Here is a 26,488-nt window from a genome sequence, read left to right as displayed (position 1 = left end):
ATATCTTATATGAAATATCAGGAATTATTTAGCGATCGCGTGGCTGTCATAGCGACAATGCACCACAAAGAAAAAGTGATTGCTCCCTTATTAGAACAGGAATTAGGAATTAGGGCTATAGTACCCCAAGAATTTAATACAGATATTTTCGGTACATTTACCAGAGACATTAAACGCCCAGGTACGCAAATCGCCGCCGCTAAGTTAAAAGCCCAAAAAGCTTTAGAACTCACTGGAGAAAATTTAGCGATCGCTAGCGAAGGTAGTTTTAATCCTCATCCCATAGTACCTTATATTTACGCTAATCTAGAAATCGTAGTTTTATTAGATAAAGTTAATAATTTAGAAATTATTGGTGAGGAATTTTCTACAGATACTAATTTTAATCATCAGGTTGTTAAAAGTGTAGCAGAAGCCTATGAATTTGCTCATAAGATAGGCTTCCCTAAACATGGCATTTGTGTCTGGTTTGAAGTTTCAGAAAATTGCCGTAGTGAAGTTATCAAAGGTATTAACACCGAAGAAAAATTCCTAGATGCTGTGAACTTTGCTTTAGAAAATGCACATAACAACAAAATAAATCTTGAGACAGATATGCGGGCAATTTACAATCCAACCCGCATGAAAAATATAGAAAAAGCTACCCGTAATTTACTACATAAAATCAACAGTTGTTGCCCTAAATGCCAAACACCAGGATTTGAAGTTACTGAACGCATTCCCGGATTACCCTGTGAAGTTTGTCATACGCCAACTACATTAATCCATACAGTCATATATCAATGTAAAAAATGTGGTTTTAGACAAGAACAATTATTTCCTAATGGTCAAAAATTTGCCAATCCTGCTCAATGTATGTACTGTAACCCTTGACTAAATAATTACTAATTCGTAATTCGTAATTCGTAATTAAAGAGGGTGCAAGCCACTACTGATTGTAACTACGAATTACGTAAAGCCTGCGGCATAGCTGCGCTTAGAGCGTAGCGGGACGTTAGTCCATTATCAATTACGAATTATGTTGACCATGAAAACCCAACACCGTTATCAATTTTGGGTTAATCTACCGATAAGGCTGCACCTACGCAAAGCCTCAACCCAAGCTACATCTAGGCACATAATTTTATATTTATAAAAAAAATCTCCCGTTGCTAGATAGTAACGGGTAGATTTAAAATTCCAGTTCGTCAGGTGATCGGAATAGTTATTTATTTAGTATTTATCGCCTACACTGCAATTCTGCCATTAGATAGATAAAATATTCTCTCAGAGCATCAAGATTGTATATCAAAACACTAGACCTCTTGCAAGAGTCCAAAAATAAGATGTGTCATTCTGAATGAAATGTAGAATCTAAGAGATGTTTCGCTTTGCTCAACATGACAGCTTCAGCATTTATGTAAGAAGTTTACGTTACTTTGAAAATCTTAAAGGCAACTGAATCGTAAAACTTGTCAAACCGTTACCACTCTTAACTTCAATTGTGCCTTGGAGATATTCCACTAACTTTTTAACCAATGCTAACCCCAAACCTGTACCACTATCTTGCCAGGAATCACCTTGAGGAAGTTGGTAAGATGCGTCAAAAATTGATAACTGGTCTTTTGTTGTATTTTGAGAGATTTGATAGAAAGGTTCAAAAATATGAGATTGTTCTTGTGTGGGAATGTCTACTCCAGAATTGTTAACTGTAATTTGCAAGGAGGGTAATAGATGAAACTCGTCACCATCTACGGGATTATCCTGATTGCGGAGATTTTTCGGGTTTTGGGTAAAATGAACGGTTACTGTGATATGACCAAAAGGAGGAGTGTACTTACAAGCATTGGTGAGTAACTCTGACATGATGCGAGTTAAAAGACCTAAATCAGAAACTAAAGATGGTAAGTCTGGCGGAACAGTTACTTTTAAAATCTGTTTTTGATTTTGGGTAATATCTTGAAAACTTTCAACTAGTTGAGGTAGCCATTCTTGGACTTGAATCAAAGTTAACTCTAATGGATAAGATTCTGCATCCATGATTCGCATACTCAGCAAATCATCCACTAAATTTAATTCCCGTTCGCATTCATAATAGAGGATATTCAAGTAATGAAATGTAGACTCGAAAGCATCTGGGGAAAAAGCTTTAAAAATATTTTGTTGATTGAGAATATCTTTAAGGGTACTAATAGCCATTTTGATGTTCGATAATGGCGATCGCATTTCATGGGAAGTAGTAGCCAAAAAATCCTCTTTTAACTGGTTGATTCTTTGCATCTCTACCATTTGCAATTCTAGCTGGCGGGAACGCTCGGCTGCAAGATTGCTTTCTTCTGCTAGTCTTCTTTGGGTATCATCTCGGAATACCATCACACCGCCTGTAATCAGACCATTGTGATCTCGCAAGCAAGTAGCACTATCTGCAATGGGAATTGATGTGCCATCTTTAGTGCTTAATAGGATATCACTGCCTAGATAGATAGTTGTGGCTTGTTGAATAGCAGAGAACAGGGGATTTGGGGCTGATTGTAGGGTTTTCTCGTCAATTAGTTGTAAGATTTCAGTTACTATTTGGTCTTTGGCTTGATTTAGTTGCCATCCTGTGAGTGCTTCAGCAACTTGATTCATGTATTTGATGTGCAACTGAGCATCAACAACAATCACCCCGTCCCCCATTCCTCGCAGTACAGAACTCAAAAATTGTTCGTGTTCATAGCGATTGAGTGCTGTTTGAATTGCAACATAAAGTTCTTGATCTCTAACTGGTTTCAGGATATAGCCAAAGGGAAATGTGAAGGTGGCGCGTTCTACAGTGCTTTTGTCAGAATGTCCAGTGACATAGATAATGGGAATTTGCAGAGTATTCCAGATTTGTTCTGCTGCTTGGATACCGTCGGTTTCCCCTCGCAGTCGGATATCCATCAAAATCAAGTTTGGGCTTAACTCAGTGGCTTTTGCAATTGCTAATTCGGCGGTATCAGCAATATCAACAACTTTGTAGCCTAGGGATTCTAAAGTTTCTTGCAGGTTGATTGCCAAGATATATTCATCTTCTACAACTAGAATCCTGATTGTTTTAAATTTTTGTGTGTCTGAGGAGATACTGAACATCTTTACGCTTTACCTGCTGTAAAAGAAATTTTAAACTCTGTTCCCTGCTGACTGTTAATTTCTAGTGTTCCTCTTAGCTGCTTGACTAACCCCTGGATGAGATTCATACCCAGGGTTTTGGTTTTTTTGCTTTCAAATTCCGCAGGTAGCCCAACACCATTATCACGAATGATGAGTATTAAGGTATGATTACTCGCCTGAGATAAGCTAACTTGAATTTTGCCTGTACAATCTATAGGAAAGGCATATTTCAAGGCATTGGAAACTAATTCGTTAATAATTAAGCCACAAGGAATAGCCGTTTCAATGTCTAGACTGACATCTTCAACTTGAATATTCAATTGAATATTACTGGAACTAACATTATATGAATCAAATAAGTGAGTTGTTAAGTCTGGAATATATTGAGCAAAATTGATGTTAGCTAAATCATCAGAACGATAAAGTTTTTCGTGTACTAGAGAAATGGAAGCGATGCGATTTTTGCTATCTAGTAGGATGGCGGTGGCTTGAGAATCTTGAGTGCGTCTGTACTGCATTTGTAGTAGACTACTGACAATTCCCAGGTTATTTTTAACGCGATGGTGAATTTCTTTGAGTAATACTTCTTTTTCTTTTAAAGATGCTTTAATTTTTTCCTCAGCTTGCTTTTGTTCCGTGATATCTTGTTGAACAGTCACAAACACTGTGCCATGTTCAGGATGTTCAAAAACAGAGCTAGTGGCACTAGACCAAAAGCAAGTACCATCTTTTTTTATATTCTTAACTTCATAGGTGAATTCACCATATTGCATAATATTAGCGGTAATCACTTCATTCACAGACTTAGCTGTAATTTCGTCGTCTTCGTAGTTGATAACTGAAACGTGCTGACCTATTAATTCACCAGATTCATAACCAAACATCTGATCAAATTTGGGGTTGGTATAGACAGTTACACCATCATCCGCCCGAATCAAGCAAATACCCTCAGCCATGTTCCGGGTAATGACGGCTTGTAGTTCCAGCATCTGTTCAGTACGTTTGCGATCGCTAATATTGACGCTATTACCCACAATACGATAAATGCGTGAATTTACGTCTTTTAAAGGCGTGAGGGTAGTAATCCACCAAGTTTGCTGACCCTGGAAAGGTAGAGACTCTTCATAGGTAATAGTATCTCCAGCATCAAGACAATCTTGATAATGCTGCCGTATAATAGCAGCTAAATTTGGTGGGAGAATCTGCTCTGGGGTTTTACCTTGTAACTCATTAGAATCTAAACCTGTGAGGATCTCGTGAGTATGGTTTAAACCTACATAGCGAAAATCATTATTGATCACATCAACGACAAAAATTGCCTGTCCGACGCTATTGTAGATACTGCGTAAAAAGGTTTCTTTTTCTTGAAGGGCTTGTTCTGCAAATTTGCGATCGCTAATATCAATAATTATGCCTAAAATTCTGATCGGTTCGTCTGCTGCGTTATAAATTCCGCGACCTCTCCCCGTTAGCCAGTGCATACTACCATCGGGATGAATCACTCGATATTCCGCGTCAAAATTAGTATGCTCAATCAGGGCTTTGGATACAAGCTGTTCAACTCGTTCAATATCTTCTGGATGAACAGTGTCCCGCCATGTTTGATACGTCGCGGCTGATGTGGCTGGATCTAAACCTAACAGACGATAGTGGTTGTCATTCCAGACTACTTCACCAGTTTTTACATTCCAGTTCCAAGTCCCAATTTGATTAAATTCAAATGTTAGCCTGAGTTGTTCTTCACTTCTGGCTAAGGCTGCTTCGGCTTGTTTGCGTTCTGTAATATCTAAAATAGCTCCAAATAGCTTGGCTAGATTTCCTTGATGATCCTGAGTGACTTCTGCCCTAGATTCCACATAACGGATTGAACCATCAGGGCGGATAATGCGGTATTCCAAACAGAAAGGGGTGCTGTATGCAATGATCTGTCGTAACTGAGTCTGCACTGCTGCGCGATCTTCTGGGTGAACCATCTGTAAAAACTCCGCGTGGTTTGGTTCTACCTGATGAGGATCTAAGCCAAAAATATGAAAAGTTTCCTTTGACCAACTGCGCTGGTAAGTATTGAAATCTAACTCCCAACTGCCGACATGGGCAATTTTTTGAGTGTTGACTAGCTGTGCTTCGCTTTGGCGCAGTTTTTCTTCTGCTTGGATACGTTCGGTAATATCTTGGGTAGTACCATAGAGGCGAACTATTTCTCCATTAGGATGGAAGTCTGCGTGTCCAATCGCTTCCAGGTACATGATAGAATTGTCAGCTTTAATTACCCGCAAAAGCAGTTTATAAGATTCACCTGTAGCAATAGTATGTTGAACAGCTTGAGTTAGTTTTTCTGCATCCTCTGGATGAAAAATTTGCAGAAGTTCTTGATAGTTTGGTTCTAATTGGGCTGGGTCTCGATTATATAAATTAAATAGCTGTTTTGACCAGTTAATTTTGCCAGTTTCCAGATTATATTCCCAATTTCCCAGACGAGCGACTTGTTGGGCTTCTTCTAACAAGGCTTGACTCTGCTGGCGATCGCGTAGCGCAGTTTTCTCTGCTGTAATATCTTTTATCAGCGCAAATCCAGCTGCTTTATCTTCCCAAGTGATGCGATGGGAATTAATTTCTACATCAATGATAGTACCGTCTCGTTTACAATGTTTGGCTTCACAGACAAATATGGGGCAGGAAGAACGCTTAAAATTGGAGATAGCAGTTTGTAAATAGGAAATTTGCTCAGGGGGACGAATATCTGCAAGGGTCATTGAGAGAAACTCTGGCTCAGAGTACCCATAGTTGAGAATTGCAGCCTGATTCACTGCTAGAAATCTCAAAGTTTCAAGGTCAAAAATCCACATGGGATTGGGGTTAGTTGCAAACAACAATCGATATTGAGTTTCTGTTTGCAATAGTTGCGTTTCTATACGTTTGCGTTCTCTCATATTGCTTTTAGTCTAAACTCCAGCAACTAAGTTGCAGCATCCGTTCTGCAATGGTCATCTCTGCAAAATTAATTTTATTAGCGATCGCTCTTACTACATCTCGTTCTGTGAAAATATTTACTAATTTTTGTTGTTCTAGAACTAGATGGACTTCCAGATAAAAAAAATATCCAAATTGTAGGGTGCGTCAGTGCGATAGAACCTAACTATACTCAGAAATTATTCATACTGACGCACCCTACCCAACCATCAATTACAGATAATTTATTGTTTGGTGTTCCCTAAAAAAATCCCTCTGCTGATTAATAGTCAGAGGGGGATTTTATGGTGTGAGGAGCAAACATAATGTTTACTTATTACCTAGAGTATCAAGTGATTGTGACAAAGTGATTACAATGTAATGAATTTGATGCGATCGCTATTCACAGTTATCAATTCAAAATTTGTAACTTAAAACCTGAATCAGACTACTATCAGGTAAATTACCAGAATTAATATTAATCGTGTCGCTATTACTACGACGCACGGTAGTACCCTGCATCACGGTTAAAAATTCATCCAGTGGCGCAATATCACAGGCGTTAGGATCAGCAGCTTGTGTGCGGTAGTGGGTGGGAATAACAATTTTGGGATTTAAAACTGCGATCGCTTGTTTTGCTTCTTCAGCATTATAAGCTTTGTCACTACCACCCACAGGGACACATAATACATCTGGTCGCCCCATGAGGATTTTTTGTTCTAGAGAAATAGGCGCGGCTGCTCCCCCTAGATGTAAGATATTAACTCCCCCTTGCTGCCACTTCCAAGCAGTATTTATCCCAAATTGCTTACCACCTTTGCGATCGTGATCGATGGCAATTCCTTGCAACTGAATCCCTTTAAATTCATAAGATCCGGCGGTAAATACTAACTTAGGATTCCCTGGTAAGCCATCCACCGCACCTTCATCTAGTAATTGACTGCTAATCAAGACTAAATCTGCTGAGACTTTTGGCAAACGATATCCAGCCGTACAACCTAGTTGGCGAAAGGGGTTAACGAGAATTTTCACCCCGCCACCAGTAAATAGAAAGCAAGTATGACCCAACCATTGTACAGATACCCCACCAGATTGGGCATTAGCTGGGAGGTAAGAAGCAAAGGTAGGAACTATAGCCGTGGCGAGTCCCACCCCAGCATAGCCAATAAACTGTCGTCGTTTCATTAATTCTTCTCTTTTCATTAAGGGTGTAAGGGTTTAAGGGTGTAAGGGTTTAAGGGTTTAAGGTGTTGGACAGGGATTGAAAAAGAACCCAACACGGTTGCCACAAGGAGCAGGGCTTTTAACCCAAGGGTTAGGTTGGCTGCTCTTTATTCCCCCTACCACCATGCAACCCCTACACCCCTACACCCGCCCCAACGGGGCTTGGTAACTGTTGCAGGAAGTTTCGTAGTAACTGTTTTCCTAAAGATGTGAGAACACTCTCTGGATGAAATTGGACACCTTGAATGTGAGGATAGTTCCGGTGTCGTACTCCCATGATTGTGCCATCTTCTACCCAAGCGGTGATTTCTAAAACTTCCGGGCAAGTCTCGCGTTCAATCACCAGACTATGATACCTAGTGGCTGTCATAGGATTTTCTAACCCCTGGAAAACACCTATCCCAGTGTGAGTTACCTGAGAAGTTTTACCGTGCATTAATTCTGGAGCAGAAACAATTTTACCACCAAATACTTGACCAATACTTTGATGACCCAAACATACGCCTAATATAGGTAAACTCGTCCCTAATTCTTGAATTAAATCTAGGGATATACCTGCATCTTCTGGACGACCAGGGCCAGGGGAGATGACTATAGCATCCGGTTGTAATTGCTGAATTTCGGCTAAGGATATTTTATCGTTGCGAAAAACTTGAATATCTGACGCTACGGGGAACTCAGCTGCTAGTTCTCCGAGATACTGCACTAAATTATAAGTGAAGCTGTCGTAATTATCGATAACTATAATCACAGCCTATAATAGCTCCTAATTTTTACTCTCACCGTGTTTAATTGTCACTAGTTTTGCACCAGTGTAAACGCGATCGCCATCAATTATGACTATACGCCAAGTAAATCTTAGTAATTAATGCTGCGCTAGGTGGAGTAAACAATTTAGAAAGCTGACATCATCATAACTACCAAGGGTGGAAGCAACAGCACAGATCCCACTAACACTGCTACCAAAGCGGAGACAAGCACAGCACCTGCCGCACAATCTTTAGCGATTTTTGCCAATTCATGGTATGTCTGCTTGACGGTTAAATCTACAAGGGACTCGATCGCCGTGTTTAATAACTCCAGTGCCAATACTAAACCGCTAGTGATGCCAATAATGGCGATTTCAACTGGTTGTAAATGTAAAAAGACGCTGAGAGCGATCGCTAATGTGCAAACACTTACATGAATGCGAAAATTGCGTTGCGTCTGAAAACTGTAGGTAATTCCAGCCCAAGCGTACTTGAAACTCACAAGTAGACTAGAAGCTACTTGCCAAGAAAGGTCTCGTTCTTTGTTGACGAAGGTGAATAATTGATTTTGAGTGGGTGGGGGAGAGATTTGTTGAGACATAGGCTTAAAATCAGTAGGCTAAGGTAAATATACGGAGAATCTGTGATTATTTTACTATTGCAACAAACTTTAACTCACTTTTTTACAGAAGTATTATATTAGGCTCGTCTAAATTTCACACTTATAGACACAAAAATATTTAATATTCTATGTCTATATGAATACCAATTGACCCCAGTAAAATTACTTGCTGCTTTAACATTTCCATTAAACTTTCCTCATCAGGATGATCCCAGCCCAACAGATGCAGTAAGCCGTGAGCTACCAACCAAGCAAACTCAGTAGATAAACTATGTTCCTGTTGTTGAGCTTGACGTTGTGCCGTGTTTACTGAAACAACTATATCCCCTAAATACAAAGGCGCAAGGGACATTTCCGCCACTTCTGGAAAATCTACTTCTAAGGCTGCAAATGACAGAACGTCTGTTGGCTTATTTTGCTGACGATACTGGGCGTTCAGTTCTTGAATTTCTGCATCATCAGTCAAACGCAGCCCAATTTCATAACTAGACGCTGGCGGTAGATGGGGTTGCAGAATCTCTAACCAGCAATTAAACCAGTTTTCCCACGTTTCAGGTGCAATTTGGTTCTGAAGATAGTGAGATTTGACAGCTTCTTCAGGGGAAGACTCGCAAAAAATATCTTGTACATCAAGGTCGAATTCTACCAACTGCAAAATTTCCTTATAAGGGTTTAGCATCGTGGCGAATTGAAGAGGGAAATTTCAACGCGAAGTTACGCAGAGGGAGGCGCGGAGGTACGCGGAGGATTCGCTACGAATTAATGAAATGGTTTGTTTAGTGTGTGAGGTAAGCTAAACCGACAAAAACCACTAATAGTCCTACTGTGGTGAGCAGGAAATGCTTCAAAGAAGTACCACCCTTCCGCACCATATTTCGCATCGCCAGTTTGACGTAGCTGGGTTGATTTTCTGTTGTAGGAGAATTGCTCATAAATTAAATAACAAGTTCTTTTATATATAAATGTAACAGTTTGCCAGCAGTTATATCGCAAGATTAGGGGACTGGGAACAGGTGACAGGTGACAGGAATAATCTGTTTGAGCTTTTACCGATGCCCCATATCGCCCCATCTCCTATGCCCCAATTACACCGATTCTACAAGTTGGTTTTCCTGGCGTAGATAGGCTTGGATGAACATATCCAGTTCGCCGTTCATTATGTCAGCGATCGCAGTTGTTTCCACATTGGTACGTAAATCCTTTACCATCTGGTAAGGGTGAAATACATAGTTACGGATTTGGTTTCCCCAGGAAGCTTCTACCATATCACCGCGAATTTCGGCAATTTCTTGAGCGCGTTGTTCTTGGGCAATCACTAACAACTTGGCTTTGAGTCTGGCTAGGGCTTTCTCTTTGTTTTGCAACTGAGAACGTTCTTCTGTACAGCGCACAGCAATTCCTGTCGGTAGGTGAACTACCCGCACTGCTGTTTCTACTTTGTTGACGTTCTGTCCACCTTTACCACCAGACCGAGTTGTAGTAATTTCCAAATCCTTGTCAGGGATATCCAACTGCACTTTACTATCTATCTGCGGCATCACCTCCACCCCAGCAAAGCTAGTTTGGCGTTTACCATTAGCATTAAAAGGTGAAATTCGTACAAGTCGATGTGTACCTGTTTCTGAACGCAAATAGCCGTAAGCGTAGCGACCAGTAATTTCTAAGGTGGCTGATTTAATGCCGGCTTCGTCACCTTCTGACTCTTCAGCTAAAGCTACCTTATAACCATGCGCTTCTGCCCAACGGGTATACATTCTTAACAGCATAAATGCCCAGTCTTGAGCATCTGTACCACCAGCCCCAGCGTTGATGGTCAATACCGCCCCTTCTGCATCATAGGGGCCAGACAACAATTGTTGTAATTCCCACTGGTCGAGGTCACGATTCAAGTTGCTGATGGTAGACTCGGCTTCTTTTAATAATGCTTCATCGGTTTCCAGTTCTAAAAGCTCAACCACTGCCTTCGTATCGTCCAAGCTGACGTGCCACTGACGATACTGTTCTAGATGGTCTTTTAGGTCATTGAGTTCTTGCAGCGTTTTTTGGGCTGTAGTTTGGTCATCCCAAAATTCTGGCTGTGCTGCTATTTGTTCTAGGTCGTGAATTTTAGCTGTCAGTGCAGGTACGTCAAAGATAGTCCTGGGTCTTGCCCAGGCGACTAGACAACGTTTCGATTTCGCGTTTAAGTTCTAATACATCCATTGTGCTGGCTTGAAGTAAATCGTTGCGGACAAATTTTGAGATATTGGTATTTATTGTATTTGACTTTCGGATTCTAGCTTTGACTTCTCCCCGAAATTTTCCAACCTTCTGCCTTATTGATATTTTGAATCAAGAAAAAACCGTAATTGCTGATGTTGTAACTACGGTTTATAACTTGTTAAGTATATTTACTGATTGACATTTCCTCCGACTGGAAGTCAGGAGGATTATAAACTGATGTTGCTACGGGGTCTGAAAGACCCTCTCCGCAACGTTTACTAATTGATTGTTAAATAACTCAATTAGCTTTGGCACTGTCAAAATGCCCTACCCACCTCGACTAGATTAAATCTAGTTGTATGGCTACTTGAATGTTAGGTGAAACGCGTGAATACGTTTTTGTTACGGAGTTTTTCATCCTATATTCACGCTATTTGATTTTATCATGTTGTCTAATAAATTAGACAATTAGCTTTCATCCCCCGGCTAGAAGCCGGAGGTTCTCAGCATAAGTACGATAGTGCTTAACGACGGCCATTTATGGCGATGAGTAAGCGCAAAATAAAGATGAACAGGTTGATGTAAGTCAGATAAATCGATAAAGCCGCAGGTAGATATTGGTCATTACGGTATGTACGAGGCAAGATGTAAAAATCTACAACTGATGCGCCAGCAAAGAGAAATACCCCTAAACCGGAAATGGCAATTTCTAACCAATTAGGTGTATAAACACCAAACAAGGCCAAGACAAATTGAGTGAGGCAAACAACCACCAAGGCAATAATGCCGAGAGAGATGGTTTTGGTCAAAGCCATGCCATCTTGCTCTGAGAGATTTGAACCAATTGGGCGAGCAACGATGAAGGTGACACCACAACCAAGGGCTGCTAAACCAATGCCTTGGATGCCAACACCTTCAGTTTTCAAGGCCATAAACACTAAACCGCTCAGGGTATATCCCGACAACAAGCTATAGGTAGCTAAAAGTGGCAATGCCAGACTTTTGTTACCTTTTTCAGCGACATTTTGGGCAACAAAAAACAGTATTAACTCTACAATGATTGCAGCAATAAAGGTGGGGAAAAATATTCCAGGGTTGGTACGGATAACACCCAGACCACCGTAAGTTCCCAATGCTGTAAGTATCAGACCCCCACCAACATAAGGCAGGGCGTTGGCAATGACATTAGGGCCTACTAGGGCATGAGACTGGGCTTTACGGAAAGCTTCGCGAAAATTGCTGGTATTACTCATATGGATATGGCAAGACTAATTTTTTAGGAAAACTTCCTGATTATTCTTATTCTTACCCAGATTTATCGCTTTTAGCTAGGCAGAAAATCTAGAAATAATTTGACCAAGGGACTGCCAGATAAAAAAATATCCAAACTGTAGGGTGTGTCAGTGCGATAGAACCTAACTATACTCAGAAATTATTCATACTGACGCACCCTACCCAACCATCAATTGCGGATAATCTATTTTTTGGTGTTCCCCAATTTGGCTGGAGCATTCATTTCATAGTAGTCATAAAAACTATCAACAATACATAGACGGTGAGATGTTCCACATTTAATTTGTACAAATCACCTAGCTAAAGTCCTGACTAGCACTTAATTTTATTCTTTTGAATTTTGATTTTCTCAGTGGGCTTAGTCAAGCATTCTTCAGCATAAATAGCTAGCTTTGTTGCGAAAAATAAACTTTATTGAAAGAGTAATTTTTATTTTAAAAAACAAAACAGCCTGCAATAAATAGTAGATATAAATCATGCGTAAAAATACTGAATAATGGAGATGTCCCACCAATAATTTCAGTGAAACGACGATGGTTTAATCAGCCTTGTCTAAGGAAAATAATTACAGATTTAAAGAGATAAGCAGCTCCATTTTGGCAAAAAAAGGAGTTACAACAAAGGAATTTTTATATGGCAGCAAGTGAGTCCTCTATGCAAATTGATGGTATGGAGTTATTGCACTTATACCACCACAATCCTTCTATTAAACTTCGTAATCAACTAGTTCAGTTACATACTGGACTAGTGAGAAAGATGGCTCATAAATTTAGTCATCAATGTAATGAACCTTATGAAGATTTAGAACAAATTGGTTATTTTGGTTTAATCAGGGCGATTGAGCGTTTTGATCCCAGTCAAGGATACGCTTTTAGTTCCTTTGCTGTGCCATATATTCGCGGTGAAATGCTGCATTTCTTGCGCGATCGCAGTACTCTATTAAAGATCCCCCGCCGTTGGCAAGAACTGTACAATGAAGGGCAAAAAGTCCGTAAAGATTTGGCAGTCTCTTTAGGTCGTCCTCCAAAGGATTCAGAAATTGCTAAGGAACTTAAGGTCTCTGTACAAGAATGGCAAGAAACCAAGTTAGCCGCCCAAAATCGGATGCCTTTGAGTTTGGATGCTACAGCCGTTCACTATGTTGATTGCCAAATTACCTTGGGTGAAGCACTTCCTTGTCCCCGTTCTACAGCTTTACAGCAGCAAAACGAAGAACGGCAACAACTTCAAGGGGCAATTAATATGTTAGAAGAAAAGCCCCGCCAAGCCGTAGAAATGGTATTTTTGAAAGAATTGTCCCGTAAGGATGCCGCCAAAAGTATTGGTACTAGCCCTATGACAGTAACGCGGTATTTACAAAAGGGAATTCAAGATTTAATTGGTTATTTGCAACCGCAAGCAGTACCAACAGGGTCTTGAGAGTGCTGAGTGAGTGCTGAGTTGTGAGTGCTGAGTGCTGAGTTGTGTTAGCGGTAGCGCGGCGTTTAGCCGGTGCTGAGTTGTGAGTGCTGAGTTCTGAGTTGTATTAGCGGTAGCGGGGCGTTGAGCAGTGTGCTGTTAGCGGTAGCGGGGCGTGAGCAGCGTGCTGAGTCAAAGAAAGTTAATTATCAAGTATTTTTCTATGGGTCAGTTGTTTCGGTATTTACGCATCTACCTAATAATCAGCTTACTTTGCTTATTCCTAAGCTGGTCATTCCCTGTACAAGCAGCCAATTATCCTAGTCTTCAACTAGAACAGCAAGTCTTAGAAGTTCTCCGCAAACACCCAGAAGTAATTATTGAATCTGTCCAAGCATATCAGCAACAGCAACAACAGCAAGTCAATCAATCACGACAGGTATTTTTAGAGGATTTGCAAGCTAATCCAAAAGCGGTGATTGCTAATTCTCCCACGATGGGAACGATACCCGCAAAAAACGTATTAATAGAATTTTCTGATTTTCAATGTCCCTACTGTGCTGAGGCTCATAAAAAATTGCATGAGTTGCTAGTCAAGCATCGAAATGAGGTGACATTAGTTTATAAAAATTTACCTTTACCAAATCATGCTGAAGCCCTATCAGCTGCAAAAGCCGCTTGGGCTGCAAATCAGCAGGGCAAGTTTTGGGAATATCATGATGGGTTGTTTACCAATCAACAGCAATTGGGAGAAACTTTATATTTAGATATTGCCAAGAAACTAAATCTAGATATAGAGAAGTTTAACAGCGATCGCCTACTTGCCGAGCCTAGCATTAAACAAGATATGCAGCTAGCTCAACAATTAGGAGTTCCCGGTACACCCTTCTTTGTGATGAATGGTCAAAACTATTCTGGGGCTGTACAGCTAACAGACATTGAAAGTAAATTAGCTAGTGCTACTTAAAAAATTCAACTTATCGCGCCTATTCCTCTCCATCTTCTCTACGAGGCACTAGTTGGAGAGGAATTACGCATGAGTAAGACAATCAAAGGTCAAGGCATCGATAGAACCTAAATCACTTCATGGGGTGAGCAGTCCTTTCAAGCTAATGGCACCAATTACCGAGACATTTTTTCCTTTGCGGTTGGGCTTTTGAGCTTCCCGCAATTCGCTTTATCAGTAGAATTGCTCTCTTCTAGTGTACTGAACTAGACTTGAACTAGACTAATAACCGCTATATAAGTTAAATTTGAAATAAGTTTAGTATTTCAGGTCTGGAATCAGTTAAATGGAAATACTTATTGAATCGACAAAAGATTTTGAGCAAGATTTATACAGGTTTAAAAATAAAGAAAAATTTAAAATTATTAAGAAATTAAATCGCTACGTTGAAATTCTCTCAAAAAACAAAAAATTATTAGAAAACCAGGCTTTTAAACTCAAAGAAATTAAGCTTAGTGATGATTATGATTCTTCGCTATACGCCTTAATTATTGATAAAGATATCAGATTGATTCTGACTATTGATGATGACCCAATCTTTGACACTACAGTAATTACATTATTTAGGGTTGTCCATACTGAAGATGCTGCAATTGCATATGCTGCAATTGCAGAGTCTCTCTACCAAGACTTTAGCGTCAAACATCAAGAAATTGAGGTTAGTTCTAGCTAATGTCACGTATTAAACCACTTCTAGATGAGCATGGTGTTATTCATGAAGCTATGGAGATTTTACCGGATAATCTCAAAATAGATTTTCTAGAAGCTTTGGCAGAACTGGAAGATAATGAATGTCATAGAACTAGAACATTTCCAAAAACAAGACTTCGTAAAGTAAAAGGTATTAAGCAGGCAGTATACCGTGCTGATATCGATAAATTATCTGGATGGCGCGTTCATTTGCAATATATTGACGGGAAAATTCATTTAAATGACGTTATTGAAGGTCAGCGTCATGATGATGTAATTGAAGTGATTAAATCTAAAAAGCATAGATATGATTAGTGTATAAATTTTATTTATAAATAATTAAAAAATTCCTCTGGGACTAATCTCAGTTCACCTGATGTGAAGCGGGCAATATCTATCCAGAGTGCTGTATGTTGATGGTGTTCAGATTCCGAAAATACTAAACTTTCTAATTGATAAAATTTAGAATCGGCAAAATCACATTGGTAAAGTTGAATGAGTTCATGTCCTTTGCGACCATTGTATATAAATATATTTTCTATACAACCTAAGTAGCGAATATTAGTTAAATCAGCTTGGATTTCCTCTTGGAATTCTCGTTTTAAAGCTTCCAAGCTAGTTTCACAAAAGTCAACACCACCACCCAAAGCACGGTAAAATTTTGATTGTTTTACGGGGTCATAACCTTCAGAAACAAAAATTCTTTTTTCATCCTGAATTAGCCCCAAGGCTATCACCCGGATTTCATTGTGTTTACCCATTGTGTCTAATTAATTATCGTAAATAGAGTAAGTACGACTATCACTATCTTCTACAGGCCAATCTTCATTTTCGCCACCAATATACAAGGCTTCAATAGTGACGTATTCTTGACTGATTTGGGTGAGAGCATTGATTAAAATATCTAAAGCGATCGCATCACTTGTCCCCAAGTCAAACCAACAACGTCCCCACTCTCCTTCATACTCAAACTCACCCATGTTGTGCATTAACGCCAGTAGGCTTTTGTCATAACCTTGGGTGTCATAATCCATATAACTTAAATCTAGCCCTGTTTCCTGCACTTGCAGGTTTTCAGCATTAAACCCACCTAATTTTCCTAAGTAAAACCAGGAATTAAATACTTCTTCTATATACTGTTTTTCACGTTGAGAAGGGACTGTACTAAATTTCAGCCAAATCCAAACATCAAATTGATTAACTTCACGAAATTGAATGTACATCTTGGTTATTAGGGATTGGGGATTGGGGATTGGGGATTGGGGATTGGGGATTAGGGACTGGGGAGTAAAAAGGTAAAAGGAAAAGATATTTTAACTTTTAACTTTTTTCTACCCATGCTCAATTCCCATTCCTTTCATCACCCACTTGAATTATTTATTTAAACTATTTACTGCACTATTGCGTTCACGTTCGATTTGTTTTACCAAATCTCCGGGGAGTTGAGATTTTTTGGTTAAGGCTTTGTCAAAATTAGCGATCGCTTCTTTAATTAGTGGCTGGTTTTGGTCTTTTGTACCCTGTTCTTTAAGAATTTGGGCTTTTAGATAATACAACTCTGGGTTGTCTGCTGCAACTTTTATGGCGCGGTTGGCGTAATCTAAGGCTTGAGAGTATTGTTTTAAGTCACGATAGGCGATCGCAATCCCCCGATGAGCTAAATATTCAGGTGCTGCATTGGTTTCTAAACGTTCAATTGCTTCATCTGGATTAGCAAAGGGTAAACTAACAGCCAGCATCAAATCCATGTAACCCTTAACCAAGTTGAGTTCTGGGTCTTTAGGAGAAATAGCCTCAGCTTTATCTAGATGTTGATAAACTTGTCTGAGCCGAGTTAAGGCTTTGGGCGCGCCTTTGATTGTCCCTTCACGGGTAAGAATGACTGCTCCTGACAAAAAATGCCCGACAGCACTGTATATATTACCCCGTAATTCGTCAGTAGCAATCAATTTTTGCCCAGTTTCTAGAGTTTTTTGGCTGAAATTGTCTAGTCCTGCCAAATCTCCCTTCATGTATGCTAAAGATGCCTTCATCGCATAAGCTAGGGGTTCATTTGATTCGCTAGATACTGCTTGTTTGAGATAACGTTCTGCGGCTGGATAGTCACCTTTGTAAAAAACTGCTTTAAAGGCCGCTTCTGTGTTGTCGCCAATCTTACGCGGCTCACTAGTACGAAACGGATCACCAGCGAAAGTTGGACTTACCCAAAGATTTAGTGCGATCGCCACGCCAAAAGTCGCCTGAGCTAGTCTAGTTAATTGGGAAAATCTTAGCGTTTGAGGAGAAAAGAACTTTTTATTCATTACTAGCCTCAGAAAAATTGCGGTTGAAATGGTTCTATATGTTACTTAAAATGCAGAAAAAAGTTAACTAAAAATGACCTTTTTTTAAGTCAGAATAGTCTATACAGTTGACATGAGTAATTTTTCTAAGTTCCCATATTTGTTGTAGCTATTACTAATGGCTGAATTTGTCAAAATGAGAAAATAAAGATGATTGTGACTGCTTGAGTTGGAATTTTCATGAAAAATACTCTATGAACCCTGTCCGAATTTTCTAGGTGTTCTGGTTGTAGTTAATCTTAATTAGTGAGTTCTTCGCCAACTTTTTGGTAATCTTAACAAATGCTCTATCTCAGAAATCTAACGTATCATCCCACAGCTTGCCCAACGGCAATTCTCAAATCGGTCAACTTGGAATTACCACCCCAACAGCTATGTTTGATTATTGGCCCTAGTGGTTCTGGTAAAAGTACCTTACTAGAGATATTGTCTGGACTGGCTGAACCCACATCCGGTAAGGTTTTTTGGCGAGAACAAGAACTCATTGCTGAACAACTACAACAATTAGCTGGCTTAGTATTCCAGTTTCCAGAACGACATTTTTGTGGTGGTACGATTTTAGAAGAATTACGTTTAGGGCATCCCGAACTAGGCTCTGAACGTGTTAGGCAAGCATTAAGCGAAGTAGGATTAGAGCATTTATCCCTTTCCGCCGCGCCTCATGCTTTAAGTGGAGGACAGCAACGCCGTTTAGCCTTAGCAGTGCAACTGATTCGCCAGCCAAACCTATTATTGTTAGATGAACCCACAGCCGGCTTAGATTGGTCAATGCGTCGGCAACTAGTGAGTTTATTAGCAAAACTCAAACAAGATTGGACATTGTTAGTAGTAACACATGATGCCGGTGATATGCTAGCGATCGCAGACCGTTGCTGGACACTCAAACAGGGTGAACTAGAATCAGTTGACCCTGCAATACTAGAAGCTAAGGCGAAAGAAGCTCAAGCGACCGTGTGAAATATGGATGTAGGGGAAATGACTAGCTTATTGCCAGAAATGGCAGAAATTTGGCAACAAACTCTTAATTGGCAACCTATTGACGAACAGAACAGGGGATTTCAGCAACTGTATGAATTAATCTTGGAAGGAAATCGTCAGTTAAATTTAACTCGCATTACCGAACCTCAAGAGTTTTGGGAAAAGCATCTTTGGGATTCTTTGCGGGGAATTGCACCACAGCAAAAATTTATCTCGTCTCTCGAAACAGGTGCATCTGTAATTGATATTGGTACAGGTGCTGGTTTTCCTGGTATTCCTGTAGCGATGATTGTACCTAATTCGACAATTACCCTGGCAGATTCTACCCGCAAAAAAATTACTTTTATAGACCAAATATTGAGCGAACTTGCTGTTACTAATGCTAAAACTCTCGTTGCAAGGGCTGAAGAAATTGGTCAGCAACCGCAACATCGAAAACACTACGATATAGCATTAATCCGCGCTGTTGGTAATGCCTCAGTTTGTGCTGAATATACTCTCCCTTTACTCAAGGAAGGTGGTTTAGCAGTAATTTATCGTGGTACTTGGACGGAGGAAGAAACTATAACTTTACAAAATGCAGTCAATCAATTGGGTGGCGAAATTGAATCAATTGAAGAGTTTACGACACCTCTAACTAACAGTATTCGTCATTGCTTGTATTTACGGAAGGTAGCAGCTACACCAGCGAAGTTTCCCCGCGCTATAGGTATACCTACTCAAAATCCACTTTAACAGATTTAACAGAAAATATTGTCCAAATAATCAGCGATGACTGACCTTTGGGCGCAGACTATTGCACTCCTCACTCCACATCAACACTTTCAGTTCTCACTCCCTCCGATTCCACAAGTTCAAACTTTACCTTGTTATATAAATCCTGTAAGAAAATTTCAAAGGGGATATTAACCAAAGATATTTTTTCATCTTCTGCATCGTACTCGCGTAAATTCCATTGCTTTTTACCAGTTTTAGAAAAATGTTCTATGTAGATTCTGGTTTGATCAATTAATAAATATTCTTGGAAGGTAGAAATTGTCCGATAAATCTGAAACTTATATTCGCGCTCATAACCTTTGGTAGACTCAGATAAAACTTCAACTATTACCTGTGGGTTGAGAATCATATCTGTGCGGTTATTGAAAAATTCCGGGTCATCCGCCACAATCATGACATCTGGGTATGTGTAAATACGCCTTTGAGGTATCCATAACCGAACATCACCCATATAAACGTGATAGTTTTGCTTTTTGAAAGCAAAATTCAACTCAGTGCTTAAGTTAAGTGCTATTTGATTATAATTTACTGTTCCACCTGCCATTGGAATTATTTGCCCGTCAATATATTCACTTTTGTATTCAGCCGCTTCTTCTAGTGCTAAATATTCCTCTGGGGTGTAATATCGCTGTTGCGTTATTTGCATAGTTTTATTAGGTAGCGACAGCCTCAAGAGAAGGCAAGATATGCTACTGCTCTATATTCTAAATTACGTTAGCGGAGCGGGACGTTAGTCCATTACGAATTATCCCCAAAGTCTTCTACCAGATTTTCCTTTAAGTCGATCATGCGTATCTGCTAATAAAGCAGGAATATCTAGGTTTTTTGGACACCGAGGTAAACAATCACCGCATTCTATACAACGGTTGGCTTTCATTCCTGGAAACCAATGACCAGCGTTTTCAAACATACCATAACGATATTGCCCGTAATCTGTCATGTCATAGGCTACTGCTAGATTGCGTAGCCGCAAAACTTCGGGAATGTTAATCTTTTCTGGACAGGGTAAACAAGCATAGCATTGGCTACATTTTTCAGTTTCTAAAATTTGGTTTTGATGATTTTCTAAATTTTGTAAAATCAAATTTTCGGCTGATGTTAGCTCACCATTACTATCAGCAACTTGTAAAGGTTCAATTAATTCTTCTGGGTTAGCTGGCCCTATACTCAGGGTAGTTATGCGGTTGTCACTTAATAAAAACCGATAGTTTAATTCTAAAGGTGAAAACGGCTGACACAAATCTTTGAGGGTTTGGGGTGGTGTGTATAGCCTTCCTCCCTTGTCGGCTGGAGAAATAATAAAAACGCCCATGTCCTTCTCAGTTGCTAACTGAATCGCTGGCGCGTTTCTTTGAAAAAAATAGTAATAATGCAGATTGACAAATTCAAATAAATCTGTATTTATGGCGGCTTGAATTACTTCTAATGATCCGTGGGTGGAAAAGCCAACGTGTCTAACTCTACCGTCAGCGATCGCCTCTGCTACAGCTGTCATACAGCCACCTTTGGCCTGCACCAACTCCAGATGTTCCCAAGTATTTAAGCCATGAATTCCTAAGCAATCTAGATAATCTAAGTTCAATCTAGTTAAGGATTCATCAATGCACCGCCGCATACTATCAGCATCAGCAGTAGGTGGAATTTTGGTAGTAATATACACTTTGGAACGGGTTACTGATAATCCAAGAGCGATCGCTGCACCCAGATACTCCTCACTTTTACCGTAACCTCTGGCTGTTTCTATATGATTAATTCCCATTTCTAAGGCTTTGGCTATGGTTTGCTGTGCGGTTTCAACATCAGCAAGATAGCGCATTGTACCTAGAGAAAAAACCGATAAATAGAGATTTGTTTTCCCAAAGCGTCGGTAGTGCATAAAGTTAAGTTCTCAGTTGAAAGTGCTGAGTTTTGGTAATTCGTAATTAGGAAATTAGATTTTGTTTGGAGTTCAGGTTTGTACTTGTAGCTATTTAGCACGCTGCTCACGCGCCGCTAACAGCACTCAGCACTCATCACTCAGCACGGGCTAAACGCCCCGCTACCGCTACCGCTAACAGCACTCATCACTCATCACTGATTTAACTTTCGTCATTACCAAATCGTTTAATTAAATCTTCAGGACGAAGGTTAGAAATAAATTCTCGGAAGGCTTGTTGTTCTGCTTCATCAGCATCACGATCAACAGGAATAGAAGCATCAGCAATGACTTCTTCCATGACCCAAATTGGAGTATTTGTCCGCAACGCCACTGCGATCGCATCGCTAGGACGCGCATCAATTTCTTTTTTGACTTCGCCTTGTTGCACAATTAACGCTGCATAAAATGTATCCTTCTGCAAAGAATGAATAATCACTTTTTCTAGAGTCATACTCCAGGTTTCGAGAATATTGACAATTAGGTCATGGGTTAAGGGTCGAGGAGGCTTTTGATTCTCCAATGCGCCCATAATTGCCCTAGCCTGTTCTTGACCAATATAAATTGGCAACGCCCGCCGATCTGAGGCATCTTTCAACAAGACTATCGGACTACGGGTTATGGCATCTAATGCTATGCCAGCGACTCTCATTTCAATCATTGGCTAACCCTCTACAATCCTTTAAGTGCTTAATTGTTAAGTGATAAATAATACCCTGAAGCGGGTAACTAAGATCAAGAATAAACATAGGCATCGTTTTCTATAATTGCCTCTATTAAACTCCGAACTGGTTGTGAACACCAGAGTAAATTAAATGGGTCTTTGTAGACAATAACCTTCTTAACCAAGTATGACTTGTGAAGGATGCCATTGTGTTAATTAACTTATAATAAAGACAGTCAGAAAATATACTCAGAATTTTCGACATTATTGTGAGAATTACCAGTGGATTTTCGGCAAAATTAAGTAATAAATAGAGATAGTTTTGCAAAAGAACCGTGTTTACAGGATTAATTCAAGCATTAGGAACAATCAAACCCTTAGAGGGTGATTCATGGCAAATTACTTGTGTGAGTCAGTCATCCTTAATTATGGATGATCTAGCTTACGGTGACAGTGTTGCGGTAGACGGTGTTTGCCTAACAGTAGAAGAAATTTTGCTTGATGGATTTATCGCCTCAGCTTCCCCGGAAACTTTGCGCCGGACAACTCTAGGCTATGAGCAGACACAACAAAGGTACGTTAACCTAGAAACTTCACTTCGCGTTGGCGGTAAAGTTGGCGGTCATTTTGTCATGGGTCACGTAGACGGTGTAGGCAGCTTGCTAGATGCTCAACAGACTGCCAGTTCTTGGGAAATGACTTTCACTGCATCCGAAGCGATCGCTCGTTACATTGTCCCTAAGGGTAGTATCACTGTCAATGGCATTAGTCTGACAGTAGCTGCTTACAATCCCGAATTATCTCAGTTTACCGTAGCGGTTATTCCTCTCACCTACGCTGACACCAATCTCCGCTATCTCGTTTCTGGCAGTTTGGTAAATTTAGAAGGTGATATTCTTGGCAAATACGTGGAAAAGTTCCTTCACCCTGGCAAAAAATCTCTCACATATTTAGATGATTCCAGTTTCAGTGAAGTTACACCCGCATTCTTAGCAGAACACGGGTATTTATAGGGGTTGGGGATTGGGGATTAGGGATTAGGGATTGGGCATAATCTACCTTGTCTCCCCTACACCCCTACACCCCTACACCCCTACACCCCTACACCCCTACACCCCTACACCCCTACACCCCTACACCCCTACACCCCTAATTTCCTACTCCCTCTTCAACGCCTGCGCTGTTTGTACGCCTTGCAATAACTGGCTGAGGGCAACCTGTAATTGTACACCGGGGTCAACAGCCACCCATCCGTTCTGTGTGAGGTGACGGACTTCAAAGTGGAGGTGGGGGCCTGTGGAGTTACCAGTGCTACCTACTCGCCCAATTACAGTTCCTGCTTCTACCCATTGTCCTGGTTGAACCAAGATTTCTGACATATGACCGTAGAGGGTTTGTTGAGCAGAACTGTGGTTGAGGATGACAGTTAAACCGTAACCACCCACCCAATCAGCAGTTGCTACTTGACCTTTCCCGGTTGCTAAAATGGGTGTACCTAGAGGCGCACCTAAATCAGTACCAGCATGGAAACGGCGATCGCCTGTGATGGGGTGAATTCGCCAGCCAAATAAAGATGTAATGGGCGATGCTACGGCAAGGGGATACACCATACCACTACCGCCACGGTAGGCTAATGTACCTGTGTAGGGAATTTTTGGCAATACTGATGCCAATGGAATGTCATAAGCTACGGTACTAACGCGAGGGGCGATGTTCCCTTCTGCCATTGGTGGGGTTAGTGTACCACCACTGGGTGCAATGGGGGTGGCACTAACTCTAGTGGTGGCGAATTCGCTGGGGTTGGGAATAAATCGGTTAGATTGAAAAGCCCCTTTATTGACGCTACCAGAACTCACTTGTGAACCACGCCATCTGCTTTGGCTGTTCGCATTAGCGAGGGAACGGACTGGTGATGTCGTAGCTAACTGAGCATTTTGACTTCTTCTCAGCCATGTGGGGGATGATTTACCACTGGAATTAGCTACAGATGGTGTTTGAGCGCACGCGCTAGCTACCCCTTGTCCAGAAGACAAAATGGTGCGACAACCACTAGAACGTTCTGTGAGAATTACAGAATTTGGTGCTTGATAAGTACCCGCAGTATTAGGGTTGTAATCTTGGGGGTCAATATAGGCGTTGTTATAATCCCGCTTGGGTTGCCGAACTGTAATGCTTTGATTCTTATCTGATTCGTTAGATGGCTGGGCAACTACTGGTTTTTTATTAGTTAATGATGGTTGAGCAACTGCTGGTTTCTTATCAGGTACGGAAAGTTTTGGGGTAGTTACTTCTAGTTTTGGTTTAACCTTTGAGTCTTGCTCTGGTGCAACTTGGGAAGTTTCTACTTGCGGTTGTGACTTTTTCACACTAAAAACTGGCTCAGTCGGCTCAATCTCAACTTTGGGTTTAGATTGTCTGACTGGTTTTGGTGATTGAGAAACTTCTGGTTTACGTAGTCTTTGTCTGAGTTGGGTTTGCCGTTCAGATAATTTTGGCTGGGGTTGAGATGCTGTTGGTACAACAACATCTTTTTTCACGAAATTCGTTGTTGCTGTCGGTTGGGAATTTTCAATAGTAGGAACGATGTTATCTATTGATTTTTCCGTTTGAGCAAACACCATACCGCCACTTAGGAGGCTAACGCTACTTAACCAACACAGACTTTGTGCTGGTAGAGTATGGGCTAGGTGTTTTTTCGGATTATGGGCAGAGTGATTGCGCTGCGTCATTTTTTCTCTCAGTTGAGTTGTGTCTTATTTGCCTAAAGAGATGATGCTAGTGGTTTGTCTTGCCCAAAGAGCTTTCATTGTGAACAAACCTAATATGAACCTCAAGACTTACGATAACCCAAACTAATTTTACCGGGTTCTAAAGAAATTTCTGGTGTTTTCATATCAGTTATGCAATCTCTCTCTAAGGATACTCGTAAGTTCCCTTGAGGTGTTACGCCGACAACATTGCCTGGTAGATCATTGACGTAAACGCGATCGCCCATGTTCACCAAAAATTCTACATAGCGAGACAATAGTATGCTTACTCCTTCTTCCAAAAGGCAAGCCATACCGGATTCTATTCCCAGTAAAACCTTACAGGTGAGGATTTCTAGACAAGGGATTGGGGATTGGGGACTGGGGATTGGGGGCTGGGAGACAGAATTTGTATGAGTATTCTCCCCCTGCTCCCTGCCCCCCTGCCCCCCTGCCCCCCTGCTCTGTTGCCATGACTGTAAATTAATCCCTGTCTCCGGCACTGGATTTGACCAGTTAATGCCAACGCCAATCACGGCTTGTGTGATTTTGCCTTGGTTAACTTTGGTTTCTGTCAAAATGCCGCCTAATTTACGACCATCTAATACTAAATCATTCGGCCATTTAATCCCTACACTAATACCACATCGACGCAACTGATCAGCAATGCCCCAAGCAGTAGCTAAAGTCAGTTGGTAGCTAGCGTTAGCTGCTAAATTAGGCGCGATCGCCACAGAAAGATATAGTCCTCCTGTTGGGGAAGTCCACTGTCGTCCCCATTGTCCCCTACCTGCTGTTTGCTGTGTGGCAACCACTACATTCCCTACCCCTGCCCCTTGGGTGATTAATTCCCATAGGGTGCGGTTAGTGGAAGCAACACTATCAAAAATGTGTAGCGAAAACGGTAAATAATCATACTCACGCCCTGCGGTGAGGGCGGCTAATAATTTTTGCTGATCAAGTTCCACAGCCATTAACCGAAATTCCGTTGTTCAAGTTAGCATTGATTGGCGGATAAGTTTCTGTTTAGGTTTGGTTCAAGATGCACACTTGGGATTGGCATAATTGGGAGGGACTACCATACCTAACTTGTAGTCTCTTAGGAAATTGGCAACACGGCTTTTTTACTCAGCAGTTTTGGCCGCGATCGCCCCAGGAATTAACGCAGATGCTGCACCCAGAAGCATCAGCATATCGCTTGAAACAGGTACATGGCAATACAGTTCTCACCCCCACGGAAATAGAGAACAACCTGGATGTTGAAGATGCCCTAGCTTTGGCAGATGGTTTAATGAGTGAAGTACCCTTACAAGCAATATGGGTAGCAAGTGCCGATTGTACACCTGTTTTGATTGGCGATGTGAAAACTGGACAGGTGGCAGCATTACACGCAGGTTGGCGGGGTACAGCTAAGAAAATTGTCCCCGAAGCGATCGCCCGAATGCAAGCTCAAGGTAGTCAGTTATCAGACTTACGGATTGCGATGGGGCCAGCTATTGCAGGCGAAGTTTACCAAGTCTCTGTGGAGGTAGCAGCAGAAATTGGAGCTAGTATTATACCATATGATGACACCCACAAAATTGTTCATGGATTACATGAGCTACCCAATTCACCATTATTAGCTGACCCTGAAGCAGGAAGAGTAAGGCTAGATGTGCGACGAGTCAATGCTTTGCAAATGGAAAATTTAGGTATTAGTGTAGAGCAAATAGCGATCGCACCTTATTGCACTTACCAAACTCCAGAGCATTTCTTTTCCTACCGACGTGAGCAACAAAAAAAAGTGCAGTGGTCAGGAATTGTTAGTGCGACTTGAAG

Annotated in this window: 26 protein-coding genes; 9 read left to right on the top strand and 17 right to left on the bottom strand. The window is 40.9% G+C overall.

Annotated features, from left to right (window positions below; all coding sequences use genetic code 11):
* Positions 1 to 9: 9 nt before the first annotated feature.
* Entirely contained in the window at positions 10 to 873 is an 864-nt protein-coding gene (locus tag L6494_RS15255; RefSeq protein ID WP_237988555.1) for a DUF6671 family protein, read from the top strand.
* Between the two features lie 540 nt (positions 874 to 1,413).
* On the opposite strand, the gene L6494_RS15250 is transcribed toward L6494_RS15255, so the two are convergent.
* The 9 genes from L6494_RS15250 to L6494_RS15210 form a co-directional block, all read right to left on the bottom strand.
* On the bottom strand, positions 1,414 to 3,093 hold the full coding sequence (locus L6494_RS15250) for a hybrid sensor histidine kinase/response regulator (protein ID WP_237988554.1): 1,680 nt from the start codon (positions 3,091 to 3,093) through the stop codon (positions 1,414 to 1,416).
* A gap of 2 nt (positions 3,094 to 3,095) precedes the next feature.
* Positions 3,096 to 6,044, bottom strand: a complete 2,949-nt coding sequence (locus L6494_RS15245; protein WP_237988553.1) for a PAS domain S-box protein — start codon at positions 6,042 to 6,044, stop codon at positions 3,096 to 3,098.
* 436 nt (positions 6,045 to 6,480) lie between these two features.
* A complete protein-coding gene (locus L6494_RS15240; RefSeq protein ID WP_237988552.1) occupies positions 6,481 to 7,248 on the bottom strand; it encodes an MBL fold metallo-hydrolase in 768 nt (255 codons plus the stop codon).
* 172 nt (positions 7,249 to 7,420) lie between these two features.
* Positions 7,421 to 8,038: an anthranilate synthase component II gene (locus L6494_RS15235; RefSeq protein WP_237988551.1), complete on the bottom strand. Its 618-nt coding sequence runs from the start codon at positions 8,036 to 8,038 to the stop codon at positions 7,421 to 7,423.
* Between the two features lie 143 nt (positions 8,039 to 8,181).
* A complete protein-coding gene (locus L6494_RS15230; protein ID WP_237988550.1) occupies positions 8,182 to 8,637 on the bottom strand; it encodes a diacylglycerol kinase family protein in 456 nt (151 codons plus the stop codon).
* 139 nt (positions 8,638 to 8,776) lie between these two features.
* A complete protein-coding gene (gene ybeY / locus L6494_RS15225) occupies positions 8,777 to 9,337 on the bottom strand; it encodes an rRNA maturation RNase YbeY (RefSeq protein ID WP_237988549.1) in 561 nt (186 codons plus the stop codon).
* Between the two features lie 97 nt (positions 9,338 to 9,434).
* Complete coding sequence (locus L6494_RS15220) at positions 9,435 to 9,590, bottom strand: DUF3285 domain-containing protein (RefSeq protein ID WP_237988548.1); 156 nt, start codon at positions 9,588 to 9,590, stop codon at positions 9,435 to 9,437.
* Positions 9,591 to 9,743: 153 nt separating this feature from the next.
* A protein-coding gene (gene prfB / locus L6494_RS15215) for a peptide chain release factor 2 (RefSeq protein WP_237988547.1) occupies positions 9,744 to 10,860 on the bottom strand; the annotation gives its coding sequence in 2 pieces (ribosomal slippage) (positions 9,744 to 10,787 and positions 10,789 to 10,860; 1,116 coding nt in all).
* A gap of 524 nt (positions 10,861 to 11,384) precedes the next feature.
* Entirely contained in the window at positions 11,385 to 12,113 is a 729-nt protein-coding gene (locus L6494_RS15210; RefSeq protein ID WP_237988546.1) for a Bax inhibitor-1/YccA family protein, read from the bottom strand.
* Positions 12,114 to 12,786: 673 nt separating this feature from the next.
* Here L6494_RS15210 and L6494_RS15205 point away from each other — a divergent pair.
* From L6494_RS15205 to L6494_RS15190, 4 genes are all read left to right on the top strand, one after another.
* Positions 12,787 to 13,572: an RNA polymerase sigma factor SigF gene (locus L6494_RS15205; RefSeq protein WP_237988545.1), complete on the top strand. Its 786-nt coding sequence runs from the start codon at positions 12,787 to 12,789 to the stop codon at positions 13,570 to 13,572.
* Positions 13,573 to 13,774: 202 nt separating this feature from the next.
* Entirely contained in the window at positions 13,775 to 14,518 is a 744-nt protein-coding gene (locus tag L6494_RS15200) for a DsbA family protein (RefSeq protein WP_237988544.1), read from the top strand.
* A 325-nt stretch (positions 14,519 to 14,843) separates the two neighbouring features.
* Positions 14,844 to 15,230, top strand: a complete 387-nt coding sequence (locus L6494_RS15195; RefSeq protein WP_237988543.1) for a hypothetical protein — start codon at positions 14,844 to 14,846, stop codon at positions 15,228 to 15,230.
* Positions 15,230 to 15,562 (top strand): hypothetical protein, encoded by a 333-nt coding sequence (locus tag L6494_RS15190; protein WP_237988542.1) that lies wholly within the window; start codon positions 15,230 to 15,232, stop codon positions 15,560 to 15,562. The genes L6494_RS15195 and L6494_RS15190 overlap by 1 nt, the downstream gene beginning before the upstream one ends.
* Before the next feature lie 14 nt (positions 15,563 to 15,576).
* On the opposite strand, the gene L6494_RS15185 is transcribed toward L6494_RS15190, so the two are convergent.
* From L6494_RS15185 to L6494_RS15175, 3 genes are all read right to left on the bottom strand, one after another.
* Positions 15,577 to 16,008, bottom strand: coding sequence for an NUDIX hydrolase (locus L6494_RS15185; protein ID WP_237988541.1), 432 nt, complete (start codon positions 16,006 to 16,008; stop codon positions 15,577 to 15,579).
* A 9-nt stretch (positions 16,009 to 16,017) separates the two neighbouring features.
* Positions 16,018 to 16,470: a DUF3531 family protein gene (locus L6494_RS15180; RefSeq protein WP_190707002.1), complete on the bottom strand. Its 453-nt coding sequence runs from the start codon at positions 16,468 to 16,470 to the stop codon at positions 16,018 to 16,020.
* 150 nt (positions 16,471 to 16,620) lie between these two features.
* Positions 16,621 to 17,550 (bottom strand): Sll0314/Alr1548 family TPR repeat-containing protein, encoded by a 930-nt coding sequence (locus L6494_RS15175; RefSeq protein WP_237988540.1) that lies wholly within the window; start codon positions 17,548 to 17,550, stop codon positions 16,621 to 16,623.
* A gap of 321 nt (positions 17,551 to 17,871) precedes the next feature.
* On the opposite strand from L6494_RS15175, the gene L6494_RS15170 reads away from it, so the two are divergent.
* Positions 17,872 to 18,546: an ABC transporter ATP-binding protein gene (locus L6494_RS15170; RefSeq protein ID WP_237988539.1), complete on the top strand. Its 675-nt coding sequence runs from the start codon at positions 17,872 to 17,874 to the stop codon at positions 18,544 to 18,546.
* Positions 18,547 to 18,564: 18 nt separating this feature from the next.
* Positions 18,565 to 19,302, top strand: a complete 738-nt coding sequence (rsmG, locus tag L6494_RS15165; RefSeq protein WP_237988538.1) for a 16S rRNA (guanine(527)-N(7))-methyltransferase RsmG — start codon at positions 18,565 to 18,567, stop codon at positions 19,300 to 19,302.
* A gap of 70 nt (positions 19,303 to 19,372) precedes the next feature.
* Here the strand turns inward: rsmG and L6494_RS15160 are convergent, their stop codons facing one another.
* The 3 genes from L6494_RS15160 to L6494_RS15150 all read right to left on the bottom strand — a co-directional run bounded on the left by L6494_RS15160 (position 19,373) and on the right by L6494_RS15150 (position 21,920).
* Complete coding sequence (locus L6494_RS15160; RefSeq protein ID WP_237988537.1) at positions 19,373 to 19,990, bottom strand: Uma2 family endonuclease; 618 nt, start codon at positions 19,988 to 19,990, stop codon at positions 19,373 to 19,375.
* A gap of 99 nt (positions 19,991 to 20,089) precedes the next feature.
* Positions 20,090 to 21,220, bottom strand: a complete 1,131-nt coding sequence (locus tag L6494_RS15155) for an aldo/keto reductase (RefSeq protein WP_237988536.1) — start codon at positions 21,218 to 21,220, stop codon at positions 20,090 to 20,092.
* Positions 21,221 to 21,422: 202 nt separating this feature from the next.
* Positions 21,423 to 21,920, bottom strand: a complete 498-nt coding sequence (locus L6494_RS15150) for a bifunctional nuclease family protein (RefSeq protein WP_237988535.1) — start codon at positions 21,918 to 21,920, stop codon at positions 21,423 to 21,425.
* Positions 21,921 to 22,258: 338 nt separating this feature from the next.
* Here L6494_RS15150 and L6494_RS15145 point away from each other — a divergent pair, with 338 nt between their 5' ends.
* Positions 22,259 to 22,936: a riboflavin synthase gene (locus tag L6494_RS15145; RefSeq protein WP_237988534.1), complete on the top strand. Its 678-nt coding sequence runs from the start codon at positions 22,259 to 22,261 to the stop codon at positions 22,934 to 22,936.
* Between the two features lie 144 nt (positions 22,937 to 23,080).
* Here the strand turns inward: L6494_RS15145 and L6494_RS15140 are convergent, their stop codons facing one another.
* Together L6494_RS15140 and L6494_RS15135 are read right to left on the bottom strand one after the other, a co-directional pair.
* Entirely contained in the window at positions 23,081 to 24,652 is a 1,572-nt protein-coding gene (locus tag L6494_RS15140) for a peptidoglycan DD-metalloendopeptidase family protein (protein WP_237988533.1), read from the bottom strand.
* Between the two features lie 101 nt (positions 24,653 to 24,753).
* Positions 24,754 to 25,644 (bottom strand): biotin--[acetyl-CoA-carboxylase] ligase, encoded by an 891-nt coding sequence (locus tag L6494_RS15135; RefSeq protein WP_237988532.1) that lies wholly within the window; start codon positions 25,642 to 25,644, stop codon positions 24,754 to 24,756.
* A 68-nt stretch (positions 25,645 to 25,712) separates the two neighbouring features.
* Between L6494_RS15135 and pgeF the strand changes: the two genes are divergently transcribed.
* Complete coding sequence (gene pgeF, locus L6494_RS15130; protein ID WP_237988531.1) at positions 25,713 to 26,486, top strand: peptidoglycan editing factor PgeF; 774 nt, start codon at positions 25,713 to 25,715, stop codon at positions 26,484 to 26,486.
* The last annotated feature ends 2 nt before the right edge of the window (positions 26,487 to 26,488 follow it).

This window comes from Nostoc sp. UHCC 0870, from assembly GCF_022063185.1.
Classification (GTDB): domain Bacteria; phylum Cyanobacteriota; class Cyanobacteriia; order Cyanobacteriales; family Nostocaceae; genus Trichormus.
This window is presented reverse-complemented; position numbering and strand designations above follow the sequence as displayed.